Origin of the sequence: Sphingomonas sp. (assembly GCF_013812825.1) — a bacterium.
Taxonomy (GTDB): Bacteria; Pseudomonadota; Alphaproteobacteria; order Sphingomonadales; family Sphingomonadaceae; genus Sphingomicrobium.
This window is the reverse complement of sequence record NZ_JACCSU010000050.1, coordinates 17,788-30,785: the sequence shown is the minus strand read 5'-3', so window position 1 is coordinate 30,785 and position 12,998 is coordinate 17,788. Positions and strand designations below refer to the sequence as shown.

Below are 12,998 nucleotides of genomic sequence, written 5' to 3'. Positions count from 1 at the left end.
GGCTATTTGCCAGCCTTGTCGGGGGTCTTCTTGACCTTGGACGCGTACAGCAGCGCCGCGACGATCGCCGCCGAGCCGATCCCGACGGCAACCCCCGCCTTGACCAGCTTGGCCCGGCGCTCTTCGCTCGCCTCGTCGGCGGGCTTCTTGTCATCATCGCTCATGGCCGGCTTTCTATGGCCTCGCCCGCCGCTTGGGAAGCGGTTCGCTGATGCGCCGTCAGCTGAAGCCTTTTCCGGAGCTGCAGGGCGACCAGGCGCTGGCGGCCGATCCCGGCGTCCACGCGGCGTTGTCGGCGTCTGCCGGCACCGGCAAGACCCAGGTGCTGAGCGCGCGAGTCCTTCGGCTGCTGCTGTCGGGCGTCCGGCCCGAGCATATCCTGTGCCTGACGTTCACCAAGGCCGGTGCGGCGGAGATGGCCAACCGAATCAATGTCCGGCTCGCCAGCTGGGTCCGGATGCGCGATCAGGACTTGAGAACCGATCTCATCAACCTCGGCGAAGTCAATGATCCGCTTACCATGCAGCGGGCGCGGCGTCTGTTCGCGAAGATTCTCGACGCGCCTGGAGGATTGCGCATCCAGACCATTCACGGCTTCGCGCAAGCGTTGCTCGCCGCGTTCCCGGCCGAGGCGGGGATCACTCCCGGTTTTCAGCCGATCGAGGGCCGCGCGGAGCAGGAGCTGGCTCGAACGACGCTGGCCAATTTGCTCGCCGATGCCGAGGGCGCGGGCGACGAGGCGCTGATCGCCGACGTCCAGTGCCTCAGCCTGCGCCTCGGCGAGAAGGACGCGATCGCCTATCTGATGCAGTGCGCCCGGGCGAGCGAGGCGCTGGCCCAATTGGGGCCACCCGAAACCATCGAAGGCAAGCTCCGGACGGCGATGCAGCTGCCCGAGGGCGCGCTCGACGATTATCTGGCCTTGCATTGCGCCGACGACCGCTTCGACTGCGACCTGCTCCAGGCGATCGCCGCGGCCAACCGGAAATGGGGCAGCGCCACCGGCACCGGCGTTGCCGACAGCGTCGAGCGATGGCTGGCTCTCGATCCTGCGGCCCGCGCGGCCGCGCTTCCCGACCTTGCGCTGCTGGTGTTCACCGGAACCGGCGACTTGCGCAAGGTGCAGGCCGGACAGCGCAACGCCGATCCGGCCTACGACACCCACGCCGAGCGGCTGGCCGCCGCGGTGTCGGAGCTGCTCCGAATCCAGAACGGCGCCCGCCTCGCTTGCGACATGGCGGCGGGGTTGCGCGCCGGCCAGGCGTTCGCCGCTGCCTACAGCCGGGCCAAGCGAAGCGCCGGAGTCGCCGACTTCGACGATCTGATCCGCTGGACCAGGCGGCTGCTCGAGACACCGGGAATGGGCGAATGGGTGCGCTACAAGCTCGACCGTCGCACCGACCACATCCTCGTCGATGAGTCCCAGGATACCAACCGCGACCAGTGGGAGATCATCAAGCCGCTCGCAGCCGAATATTTCAGCGGGTCGAGCGAGGCCGAAGGCCGGATCCGGACGATCTTCATGGTCGGCGACTTCAAGCAGGCGATTTTCGGCTTTCAGGGCACCGACCCCAACGAGTTCCAGCGGGCGCGCGAGTGGGTCGAGGAGAATTCGAGCGCGCTGCGTCGCGCCGAGGACGAAGCGGACGACTCACAACGCCTCGCGCTCGAATTCCGCGACCTGTCGATCGACGCCAGCTTCCGCTCGGCGCCGGCGGTCCTCGAGGTGGTCGACGCGGTAATCGACGAGGTCGGCTTTCGCGACATGGGGCTGCCCGAGCCGCCCAACCGGCACCGGGCCTTCTTCGATCGGCGGCCGGGCCTGGTCGAGCTGTGGAAGCCGTTCTCGGTCGAAACCGACGATGAGTCGGAAGAAGGCGAGGAGAGCTGGCTCGACGAGCGCGACCGCAAATATGCGACCGCGCTGGCCGACCAGATCAAGCGCTGGCTCGACTCCGCACCGATCCTCGCCTCGACCAAGCGGCCGCTCGGCCCCGGTGACATTCTGGTGCTGGTCCGCAGCCGAGGCGAGCTCGCCTCGCTGATCGTCGCCCGGCTGTTCGCGGCCAAGGTGCCGGTCGCCGGCATCGACCGGCTGCATTTGTCGAAGCCGTTCGCGGTCCGCGACCTGCTCGCCGCGGTCGCGTTCGCGGTGCAGCCGCTCGACGACCTCAACCTGGCCAACCTGCTGGTTTCGCCGCTGATCGGCTGGAGCCAAGACCAGTTGTTCGACCTCGCCTACGGGAGAGAAAAGGCTCCGCTGTGGCGGGTGCTTCGCGACCGGTCCGGCGAGCAGCCGCATCTGACCCAAGCGCACGAGGCGCTGGGAGCGCTTCTCGCGATGGCCGATTTCACGACTCCGGCCCGGTTCCTCGAGACCATCCTGTCCGGCCCACTGGAAGGCCGCCGCAAGCTCTACCGCCGCCTCGGCCTGGCATCGCGCGACCCGATCGATGAGCTGCTGTCGAGCGCCATGGAATTCGAGCGCAGCGAAACACCGTCGCTCGACCGCTTTCTCGCCTGGTTCGGCCGCGGCGACGTCGAAATCCAGCGCGACCCCTCGGCACCGGCCCAGGCGGTGCGGGTGATGACCGTCCACGGCGCCAAGGGACTCGAGGCCCCGTTCGTGATCCTGGCCGACGCGACGGCCGATCCCACCAAGCTCGGCGGCACTGCGCGGTCTTTCAATTTCCCGCTCGATGCGGAGCAAACGGTGAAGGTGCCGCTAATCCGTCCGCGTAAGGCCGAGCGGATATCTCCATTTGCTGAAGTGATGGCGAAAAAGGAGCAGTCCGACCTGCAGGAGCATATGCGCTTGCTCTACGTCGGCCTGACCCGGGCGATCGAGCGGCTGGTGGTCGCCGGGGTCGAGCCGAGAGGCGAGCGGGCCGAGAACTGCTGGCACACACGGGTCGAACGGGCGCTGATTTCGCGAGGTGCGCAGCCGGAGCCGGACGACCATTGGGGCGAGACGATCCAGTATCGCGGCAGTGTCGCAGCCGTTGCGCCGCGGCCGAAGCCGCCGAGGATCGAGATCGAACCCCCGCCGGTGCCCGACTGGGCCCGCAGCCCCGCACCGCCCGAAAGCCGGCCGCCGCGGCCGCTGGCTCCATCGGCACTGGTCGATGACAAGGAGGCCGCGCCGGCACCCAGCGCCGAGCAGCGCGCCGCCGCACGCCGGGGAACGCTGATCCATCAGTTGTTCGAGCGCCTGCCGGGGGTCGAGGCGGAGCAGCGCCCGTCGGCCGCGATGCGCTGGCTCGAGCGCTCGGCTGGGCTCACCGACGCCGCGGAGCGCCAGGCGCTCGCCGACCTCGTCTGCGCGATCCTCGAGGATCCGCGCTTCTCACCCCTGTTCGGTCGCGAATCGCTGGCCGAGGCGCCGATCGCGGCGACGCTTGCCGACGGCCGCGTCGTTGCCGGGACGGTTGACCGCCTGCGGGTCGAGGACGACCGGGTCTCGGTGATCGACTTCAAGACGGGCAGGGTACCCGAGAGCGAAGAGCAGATCCCGGCGCCCCATCGAGCCCAGATGAGCGCCTATGCCGAGGCGCTTGCGGTGATCTTCCCGGGCCGGGCCATCCGCTCGGCGCTGCTCTATACCGCCGAGCCGCGCCTGTTCGAGCTCGGCGGTTGAGAGACACGCCCGGAATCGCCATATGGCCGCCATCGCAGAGGAGATTCCCCCGCCATGGCCACCAAATCCGTCACCGATCAGAGCTTCGCAACCGACGTGCTGGGAGCCCCGGGCCCGGTGCTTGTCGATTTCTGGGCCGAGTGGTGCGGGCCGTGCCGGATGATCGCGCCCGCGCTCGAGGAGATCTCGACCGAGCTCGGCGACAAGGTCACCATCGCCAAGCTCAACATCGACGAGAACCCCGACGTCCCGGGCCGCTACGGGGTGCGCGGGATCCCGACCATGCTGCTGTTCAAGGGGGGCCAGCCGGTCGCCCAGAAGGTCGGCGCAGCGCCGCGCAGCCAGATCCAGCAGTGGCTCGAGGCCCAGCTCTAGCCATCAGGCGGTTCGGTTCCCTCTAGCCCGACCGTATTTGGCCGAAACCGGTCATATTTCGGCAGCTCGTCGCCGGGATCGAACCACGCCACCCGGCTCGACCAGAAAATGTGGAAGCCCGGGCGAACGAGAGCCGGATCGTCGAGGGTGAGGACACTGAAATCGAAGGTCTCGGGCTGGATGTCGTAGTCGATCGCCAGTGGAGTCCCGCAGCATCCGCAGAACAGCCGCTCGGCGAAGCTGCTCGAGCGCATCCGGCGGACCTGCTCCTCGCCCTGGGTGACGATCCACTGGCCGGCCCTGACGCTGGCGAAGGCCATCGCCGGCGCTCCGCTGCTCAGCTGGCAGGTCCGGCAGTGGCACCAGCCGCAGTCGAACGGATCGCCCTCGAGCCGGTAGCGAACCGCTGCGCAAAGGCACCGTCCCTCGTGCTCGGCCATCGGGGCTCCTTCGTTGACTAAAACCGGGGTGCTGCCTACATCGCGCCCCACAGTTGCCCGCGCGCGGGCGAGGCGGATCGCCCGTTAGCGGATCGCCCGTGGCGCGCGTCCCGGCATTTAAGGGATTTTCATGTTCGCCGCACTGGCAAAGTCTATATTCGGTTCGGCCAACGACCGTTATGTGCGGAGCCTCGGTAGGTATGTCGACGCGATCAACGCGCTCGAGCCGACCATTTCGGCGCTGGGCGACGATCAGCTGCGCGACCAGACCCGCCTGTTCCGCGAACGCCTCGCCAAGGACGAGACGATCGACCAGCTGCTCCCCGAAGCGTTCGCGACGGTCCGCGAAGCGGCGGTGCGCACGCTCGGCCAGCGCCATTACGACGTCCAGCTGATCGGCGGCATCGCGCTCCACCGCGGCGAGATCGCCGAGATGAAGACGGGCGAGGGCAAGACGCTGGTCGCGACGTTGGCGGTCTATTTGAACGCGCTGCCCGAAAAGGGCGTCCATGTGGTGACGGTCAACGACTATCTCGCCCGCCGCGACGCCGACTGGATGGGGCAGATCTACCGCTTCCTCGGGCTTTCGGTCGGAGTCATCGTCCCCAACCTCACCGACGAGCAGCGCCGCGCCGCCTACAACAGCGACATCACCTACGCGACCAACAACGAGCTCGGCTTCGATTACCTGCGCGACAACATGAAATATTCGCGCGAGCAGATGGTCCAGCGGCCGTTCAATTTCGCGATTGTCGACGAGGTGGACTCGATCCTGATCGACGAGGCCCGCACCCCGCTGATCATTTCCGGGCCGACCGACGACAAGTCCGAGCTGTACATCTCGGTCGACGGCCTGGTGAAGACGCTGACGGCCGAGGACTATGAGCTCGACGAGAAGCAGAAGAGCGTCGTGCTGACCGAGGACGGCACCGAGAAAGCCGAGCGGATGCTCGAGGACGCCGGGCTGATCGAGGGCCGCAACCTTTACGCGATCGCCAACACCCAGGTGGTCCACCATCTGAACCAGGCGCTCAAGGCCAACGTCATGTTCAAGAAGGACATCGACTACATCGTCAAGGACGGGAAAATCATCATCATCGATGAGTTCACCGGCCGGATGATGGAAGGGCGGCGCTGGTCGGACGGGCTCCACCAGGCGGTCGAGGCCAAGGAAGGGGTGCAGATCGAGCCCGAGAACCAGACGCTCGCCTCGATCACCTTCCAGAACTATTTCCGGATGTACCCCAAGCTTTCGGGAATGACCGGCACCGCGCTGACCGAGGCGCCCGAGTTCTTCGACATCTACCGAATGAACGTGGTGTCGATCCCGACCAACGTGGCGGTCCAGCGGATCGACGAGGACGACGAGTTCTACAAGAACATCACCGACAAGTTCGCCGCCATCGCCAAGGAGATCAAGGGGCGGCAGGAGAAGGGCCAGCCGGTGCTGGTCGGCACCGTGTCGATCGAGAAATCCGAGATGCTGTCGGAATATCTCACCGCCGAGGGCATCCGCCACGAAGTCCTCAATGCCCGCTTCCACGAAAAGGAGGCGCACATCGTTGCCCAGGCGGGAGCGGTCGGAGCGGTGACCATCGCCACCAACATGGCCGGCCGCGGGACCGACATCCAGCTCGGCGGCAATGTCGATTTCCGGATCGAGGACGAACTGGGCGACCTGCCCGAGGGCAAGGAGCGCGACAAGGCGATCGCCAAGATCAAGGCCGAGGTCGCCACTCAAAAGCAGCTCGTGGTCGAGGCCGGCGGACTGTTCGTGCTCGGCACCGAGCGCCACGAAAGCCGGCGCATCGACAACCAGCTGCGTGGCCGCTCCGGCCGTCAGGGCGACCCCGGCCTATCGCGCTTCTACCTGAGCCTCGACGATGACCTGCTGCGAATCTTCGGGCCGCAGACGATGTTCTCGCGGCTGATGAACAAGAACCTCGAGGACGGCGAGGCGATCGTCAGCCCGTGGATCTCCAAGGCCATCGAGACCGCCCAGAAGAAGGTCGAGGCGCGCAACTACGACATTCGCAAGCAGGTCGTCGAATATGACGACGTCATGAACGACCAGCGCAAGGTGATCTACGAGCAGCGCGCCGACATCATGGACGCCGAGAGCGTCAGCGACGTCATCGCCGAAATGCGCGCCGAAACCGCCGACTCGATCGTCACCGCGCACTGCCCGCCGGGCACCTATCCCGAGCAGTGGGACGTCGACGGGCTGAAGGAGAGCGTCGACGCGATCTTCGGCCTCCACCCGCCGATCGACGACTGGCTCCAGGAGGAGGCGGTCGAGCAGGAGATGATCACCGAGCGGATCCAGAAGCTGGCCGACGAGGCGATGGAGGAAAAGACCCGCGAGGTCGACCTGCAGCGCTGGGCCGAGGCCGAGAAGAACATCCTGCTGCAGACGCTCGACCATTTCTGGAAGGAGCATCTGGCGACCCTCGATGCCCTCCGCGCGGTGATCCACTTGCGCAGCTATGCCCAGAAGAAACCGATCGACGAATACAAGCAGGAGGCGTTCCTGCTGTTCGAGCGGCTGCTGATCGCGATCCGCGAGGACGTGACTCGGGTGCTGATGCGCGCCCAGGTGCAGCTCGAGGCGCCGCCGCCGCCGATGTTGCCGGAGTTCATCACCCAGCACCTCGATCCGTTTTCGGGCGACGACAACACCGCCGACATCGATTTCGCGACGGGCGCAATCCTGTCCAACCTTCCGCCGCTCAATATTCCGCGGCCGGATATGCCGGCGGCGGCCGGTGGCGAGCCTGCCCATGCGCCGGTCAGCCGCAACGCGCCGTGCCCGTGCGGCTCCGGCCGGAAGTTCAAGCATTGCCACGGCCAGCTGGCCTGACGACAGCTTCGCCGCCGGCGCTGAAACCGGTCGACCGCACCCAGCTTCGCCGCGCCTATCGCCCCGATGAGGAGCAGGTCGCTCTCGAGCGGATCGTCGAGGCGAAGCTCGACCCGTCGGTGATGAGCGTAGCGGCGGCGACGGCGCGCGCCCTGGTCAACGGCGTTCGAGCGCACAAGCCCTCCGGCCTCGACGCATTCCTTCACGCCTATGAGCTCGGCAGCGAGGAGGGCATCGCCCTGATGTGCCTGGCGGAAGCGCTGCTTCGAATCCCCGACGCGCATACCGCCGATGAACTGATTGCCGACAAGCTCGCCGGTCCCGATTGGGCAGAGAAGCTCGGCCAGTCGAACTCGGCGTTCGTCAACGCCGCGACCTTCTCGCTCCTGCTGACCGGCAAGGTGCTCGAAGGCGCGGACGACCGAGGCGACAATTGGCGCGCGGTGCTCGGACGCACGGTCGGGCGCCTCGGCGAGCCGGTGGTCCGGACCGCGGTCACCCAGGCGATGCGCATCCTGGGTCGCCAGTTCGTGTTCGGCCGAACCATCGAAGAAGCCCTGCGCCGCGCCGCGCCCGACCGTGAAGCCGGGCTCACCCACAGCTTCGACATGCTCGGCGAGGCCGCCCGCACCCACCAGGACGCGGCGCGCTATGCGGCAGCCTATGCTGGTGCGCTCGAACGGATCGCCCAGGAGGCCAAAGACGGTATCGCGCGCTCGCCGGGGATTTCGGTCAAGCTGTCGGCGCTTCATCCGCGCTACGAGTTCACGCATTCCGAAGAGGCCAAGGCGGCGATTCTGCCGGTGCTTCGCGCGCTTGCGATGCAGGCGAGCGCGGCCGACGTCCATTTCACCATCGACGCCGAGGAAGCCGACCGGCTCGAGCTGTCCCTCGACCTGTTCGAGGCGCTGATCGCCGACGATGAGTTGTTTGGGAATGGATGGTCGGGATTCGGTCTGGCGATTCAAGCCTATCAGAAGCGCGCCGCGCCGCTGTGCGATTGGGTCGTGCAAACCGCTCGCGCGCATGGCCGCAAGCTGATGGTCCGCCTGGTCAAAGGCGCCTACTGGGACACCGAAATCAAGGCCGCGCAGGTGGCGGGCCTTGCCGACTATCCGGTGTTCACGCGCAAGGTCGCGACCGACGTGTCGTTCCTCGCCTGCGCGAAAAAGCTGCTCGCCGCGGATGACGTCATCTATCCCGCCTTCGCCACCCACAACGCCAACAGCATCGGAGCGATCAAGGCCCTTGCGGGATCGGCTCCCGCGGGCAAGGCGCCGTTCGAGTTCCAGCGCCTGCACGGCATGGGCGAGGCGCTCTATGAGGAGCTGGCGAAGCTCGAGGCGGCAATCGGCGACCCGCCGACCCCGGTCCGGATCTACGCGCCCGTCGGCACTCACAAGGACCTGCTCGCCTACCTGGTTCGACGCCTGCTCGAGAACGGCGCCAATTCGTCGTTCGTCAATCGGATCGCCGACGAGCATGTGTCGCTCGACGAACTGGTTCGCGACCCCGTCGCCGAGCTCGCCGCGCTCGAGTGCAAACGCAACCCCGCGATCCCGCTGCCGCGGCTGATCTTCGGCGAGTCTCGCCGCAACAGTGCCGGAGTCGACCTCTCCGACCCGCTGGTCCGCGAGCCGCTTCTGGAGCGGCTGAACGCCCTGGAATCGCGCAGCTGGGACGCAGCTCCGAGCGGTTCGAAAGCCGGCAAGGGGAGGGCGGTGACCTCGCCGCACGATCGCCGGATCATGGTCGGAACGGTGGTCGAGGCGAGCGCGCAAGACGTCGACAAGATGGTCCGCGCCGGCGCGGCCGCGCAGGCCGAATGGGACGCGCTGGGCGGGCAAGCCCGCGCCAGGCTCCTCGACCGCGCCGCCGACCTGTTCGAGGAGCATCGCGAAGAGCTGTTCTCGCTGTGCATCCGCGAGGGCGGCAAGACGCTTCCGGATGCGGTGCTCGAGGTTCGCGAGGCGGTCGATTTCCTGCGCTATTACGCGTCCGAGGCGCGCGCCAAGTTCAGCCGGCCGCTGCCGCTCCCCGGGCCGACCGGAGAGCAGAACGAGCTGCGCCTCCACGGCCGCGGCGTGTTCGCGTGCATATCCCCGTGGAATTTTCCGCTGGCCATCTTCATCGGCCCGGTCGGGGCGGCGCTCGCCGCCGGCAATGCGGCGATCGCCAAGCCGGCCGAGCAAACGCCGCTGATCGGAGCGTTCGCCGTCGAGTTGATGCACGAGGCGGGTGTGCCGCGCGAGGTGGTCCAGCTCGCTCCTGGCGACGGCCGAGTCGGTGCGGCGTTGACGTCGCATCCCTTGCTTGCCGGGGTCGCGTTCACCGGATCGACCGAGACCGCCCGGCTGATCAACCGCACGCTGGCCGAGCGCGAGGGGCCGATCATCCCGTTGATCGCCGAGACCGGCGGCCAGAACGCGATGATCGTCGACAGCTCGGCGCTGCCCGAACAAGTCGCGCGCGACGTCATGTCGTCGGCTTTCCAGAGCGCCGGCCAGCGCTGCTCGGCACTGCGCGTGCTGTTCCTCCAGGACGACATCGCCGACGAGATGATCGAGATGATCGCCGGCGCCATGCAAGCGCTCAGGGTCGGCGACCCGCGCGACCTTTCGACCGACGTCGGCCCGGTGATCGACGAGGAAGCGAAGAAAGCCCTCGAGGAGCACCTTGACTGGCTGGGGGCCAATGCCCGGCGCATCGGACGGCTGGAGCTCCCCAACGAAACCGCGCACGGCAGCTTCGTTGCTCCCGCCATGTATGAGATCAAGTCTCTAAGTGACTTGAATCGCGAAAACTTTGGCCCGATCCTGCACGTCGTCCGGTTTGCTGCCGAGGACCTCGGCCACGTCGTCGACGCCATCAACGCGACCGGATACGGGCTGACGCTTGGCCTGCAGAGCCGCATCGACACGGTCCGGGACTTCGTCGAGCAGCGCGCTCGGGTCGGCAACTTCTACGTCAACCGCAACCAGATCGGCGCGGTGGTCGAAAGCCAGCCGTTCGGGGGCGAGGGGCTGTCCGGTACCGGGCCCAAGGCCGGCGGCCCGCATTATGTCGCCCGCTTCGCGACCGAGCGGGTGACCTGCATCGACACCACCGCGGCCGGCGGCAACGCGACCCTGATGGCGGCGCTCGAAGGCTAGGGCGCAAGCTGTCCCGCCACGGGACGGGCTGGAGCGGCGCCACCAATCAGTCGTTGATGCGATTGCGGGGTGGTCTTTAGCGAGACACGAACGCACCTCGCCGAAGCGGTCGGGCCCCTGGTCTGGCCGCTTCGTGATTCATGCGAGGGCGGACGAAGATGGCTCCCCGGGCCTGATTCGAACAGGCGGCACGGGCTGCTTCAAGTAGACTCTCCTACGCCTCAAATGCTCGCCGTGAAGCGCGAAGGAAGCTAGAGGATTCCTCCAGCCGCTTCCGGGACGCTGACGGTGGGAGACCAAGATGCAGGGTGGCGAACGGGCGAAAGTCGCGCTGTGCGAAACGGAACGCCGTGATGAGCACGACTTGGTCGGGATCGGTTCGATCCCTCGCGGCGACAGCCGATGACCGAGGAGTTGGAAATCGACGCCTTGCTCGAGCGCGAGCCTCGCAACATCGAGTCGCTGGTTCGCAAGGGCGAACTTCGGGAGGCTGTGGGTGACGATCGCGCCGCGCATGCATTTTTCAAGGCCGCGCTGGGGGCGGCCGCTGCCGCCCAACCGCTGCCGATATCGATGCGATCGGCGATCGAACGGGCACAGGCCGGGATCGGCCGGGGCAGGGCCTACTTCGAACGGCACCTGGAATCATCTCTTTCGGAGGCCGGTTTTCCGCCGGAAAAGCGACCCCCGCGCTTCCAGGAATCGCTCGACCTGATGCTCGGCCGCAAACAGACGACGCTCGAGTTGCAGCAGCCGACTTCGTACTATTTCCCGGGCCTCCCGCAACGCCGCTACTACGAACGGTCGGAGCTTGCGTGGGCCGGTGAGATCGAGGCGGCGGCGGATGCGATTCGTGAGGAGCTTCTAGCTTACCTCGCTCGCGCAGGAGATCATTTTTCGCCGTACATTGTGAGTGATCCGTCACGACCGAGGACGGATGTCCATGGGCTCCTCGACAATCCCGACTGGAGCACGCTGTACATCTGGGAAAAGGGTGGCCGGGTGGCAGCTTTGGCCGAAGATTTTTCGCGCACTCTCAATGCGGTCGAGCAGCTCGACCTCCCGCACATCAGCGTGCGCGCTCCCTCGATCCTCTTCTCCCGCCTCGCGGCGGGCGCCAGGATCCCGCCGCACCATGGGGTGATGAACGCCCGGCTGATCTGTCATCTGCCACTGATCGTTCCGCCCGGTTGCGGCTTCCGCGTCGCTGGCGCGACACGTCAGTGGCGTGAAGGCGAACTGCTGGTGTTCGACGATACGGTCCAGCATGAGGCGTGGAATGATGGCTCGAGCAACCGCATCATCCTGATCTTCGACGTCTGGCGGCCGGAAATCGAAGCCGAGGAGCGCCGCGCGATCACTGCACTGTTCCAGGCCGTGGACAATTATTCGCGCTGACCTATGTCCCTCTCTCCCCGAAGTCGAGGTCGGGGAAGAGCGCACATCGTCGCAATGATCGGACAGGCGGCGAAGATGGCTCCCCGGGCCTGATTCGAACAGGCGACCATTCGATTAACAGTCGAACGCTCTACCGCTGAGCTACCGGGGAACACCTCTCGCCAAGGCGAGGCGGCTAAATAGCGGAGGTTGGCTCAAAGACAAGCATAAGCGATCCGCTGGCTTCGGATCGCGACCCAAGAAATCACGTCGTGAACTGCTCCATGGCGATGCGGTCGTCGAGCGCATGCTCGGGGTCGAACAGCAGGGTCAGCGACCGCTCGCGGTCGAGCGTCACGTCGACCTTGGCGACGTCGCGCACTTCGAACTGGTCGGCGACCGCCGAAACCGGCCGGTTCTCCGGCTCCAGCACCCGGAAGCACATTGCGGTATCGTCGGGCAGGATGGCGCCCGACCAGCGCCGCGGCCGGAACGGGCTGATCGGGGTCAGCGCCAGCATTTTCGCCTGCAAGGGCAGGATCGGCCCGCGCGCGGAGAGGTTGTAGGCCGTCGAGCCCGCCGGAGTCGCCACCAGCACCCCGTCGCAGGCCAGCTCCGGCATCGCCACCCGACCGTTGACCAGCACCTCGATCTTCGCCGTCTGGCGGGTTTCGCGAAGCAGCGACACTTCGTTGATCGCGGCGTGAACGAAGGTCTCGCCGCTGACCGTCGTCGCGACCATCTCCAATGGGGCGACGCGGATCGCCTTGGCGGTCGCGATGCGCTCGGCGAGCTGGTCGAGCCGCCATTCGTTCATCAGGAAGCCGACGGTTCCGCGGTTCATCCCGAACACCGGGCGCGAGCGGCCGCCTTCGAGCATCTGGTGCAGCGTCTGGAGCATGAAGCCGTCGCCGCCCAGGGCGACCAGGATGTCGGCGTCGTCGACTGCGCTCCACTGATAGCGGCGGCGGAGCATGTCCTCGGCCGCCTTGGCGACCGGGGTGGGCGACGACAATAGGCCGATACGCGAGCTCGTCAGGTCCTGCCGGACGCCTTCTCCGGCCATGTTGGGCGCATCTGCCGTCAACGCGTGCTCCTCATGACCGGAGCATAGGGATTTTGGCGCAAGGCGTCACTGTCCCGTTGTGGGGCGGCCG

The 12,998-nt window shown here is 66.9% G+C and carries 8 protein-coding genes and 1 tRNA gene; 5 read left to right on the top strand and 4 right to left on the bottom strand.

Features of this window, described 5'->3' with window-relative positions; genetic code table 11:
- Window positions 1-2: 2 nt before the first annotated feature.
- Window positions 3-164, bottom strand: coding sequence for a hypothetical protein (locus H0T81_RS06990; protein ID WP_294011290.1), 162 nt, complete (start codon window positions 162-164; stop codon window positions 3-5).
- Between the two features lie 47 nt (window positions 165-211).
- Between H0T81_RS06990 and addA the strand changes: the two genes are divergently transcribed.
- The gene (gene addA, locus H0T81_RS06985; RefSeq protein WP_294011288.1) at window positions 212-3,637 is read left to right on the top strand and encodes a double-strand break repair helicase AddA; all 3,426 of its coding nucleotides are present in this window, start codon (window positions 212-214) and stop codon (window positions 3,635-3,637) included.
- 54 nt (window positions 3,638-3,691) lie between these two features.
- The gene (trxA, locus tag H0T81_RS06980; protein ID WP_294011286.1) at window positions 3,692-4,012 is read left to right on the top strand and encodes a thioredoxin; all 321 of its coding nucleotides are present in this window, start codon (window positions 3,692-3,694) and stop codon (window positions 4,010-4,012) included.
- On the opposite strand, the gene H0T81_RS06975 is transcribed toward trxA, so the two are convergent.
- Window positions 4,009-4,452, bottom strand: a complete 444-nt coding sequence (locus tag H0T81_RS06975; protein WP_294011284.1) for a GFA family protein — start codon at window positions 4,450-4,452, stop codon at window positions 4,009-4,011. The genes trxA and H0T81_RS06975 overlap by 4 nt on opposite strands.
- Before the next feature lie 130 nt (window positions 4,453-4,582).
- Between H0T81_RS06975 and secA the strand changes: the two genes are divergently transcribed.
- The 3 genes from secA (at window position 4,583) to H0T81_RS06960 (ending at window position 11,862) form a co-directional block, all read left to right on the top strand.
- Entirely contained in the window at window positions 4,583-7,312 is a 2,730-nt protein-coding gene (gene secA, locus H0T81_RS06970) for a preprotein translocase subunit SecA (RefSeq protein ID WP_294011281.1), read from the top strand.
- Entirely contained in the window at window positions 7,291-10,464 is a 3,174-nt protein-coding gene (putA, locus tag H0T81_RS06965) for a bifunctional proline dehydrogenase/L-glutamate gamma-semialdehyde dehydrogenase PutA (RefSeq protein WP_294011279.1), read from the top strand. Before secA ends, putA begins: the two co-directional genes overlap by 22 nt.
- Window positions 10,465-10,866: 402 nt before the next feature.
- A complete protein-coding gene (locus tag H0T81_RS06960) occupies window positions 10,867-11,862 on the top strand; it encodes an aspartyl/asparaginyl beta-hydroxylase domain-containing protein (protein ID WP_294011277.1) in 996 nt (331 codons plus the stop codon).
- Between the two features lie 76 nt (window positions 11,863-11,938).
- On the opposite strand, the gene H0T81_RS06955 is transcribed toward H0T81_RS06960, so the two are convergent.
- Both H0T81_RS06955 and H0T81_RS06950 read right to left on the bottom strand, forming a co-directional pair.
- A tRNA-Asn gene (locus H0T81_RS06955) sits at window positions 11,939-12,013 on the bottom strand.
- Between the two features lie 93 nt (window positions 12,014-12,106).
- The gene (locus H0T81_RS06950) at window positions 12,107-12,907 is read right to left on the bottom strand and encodes an NAD kinase (protein WP_294011325.1); all 801 of its coding nucleotides are present in this window, start codon (window positions 12,905-12,907) and stop codon (window positions 12,107-12,109) included.
- Window positions 12,908-12,998 lie beyond the last annotated feature (91 nt).

Bases quoted from the DNA above. Each gene is read 5' to 3' on its own strand.
- H0T81_RS06990 (WP_294011290.1), bottom strand. From the start codon at position 164: ATGAGCGATGATGACAAGAAGCCCGCCGACGAGGCGAGCGAAGAGCGC.
- addA (WP_294011288.1), top strand. From the start codon at position 212: ATGCGCCGTCAGCTGAAGCCTTTTCCGGAGCTGCAGGGCGACCAGGCG.
- trxA (WP_294011286.1), top strand. From the start codon at position 3,692: ATGGCCACCAAATCCGTCACCGATCAGAGCTTCGCAACCGACGTGCTG.
- H0T81_RS06975 (WP_294011284.1), bottom strand. From the start codon at position 4,452: ATGGCCGAGCACGAGGGACGGTGCCTTTGCGCAGCGGTTCGCTACCGG.
- secA (WP_294011281.1), top strand. From the start codon at position 4,583: ATGTTCGCCGCACTGGCAAAGTCTATATTCGGTTCGGCCAACGACCGT.
- H0T81_RS06960 (WP_294011277.1), top strand. From the start codon at position 10,867: ATGACCGAGGAGTTGGAAATCGACGCCTTGCTCGAGCGCGAGCCTCGC.
- H0T81_RS06950 (WP_294011325.1), bottom strand. From the start codon at position 12,907: ATGGCCGGAGAAGGCGTCCGGCAGGACCTGACGAGCTCGCGTATCGGC.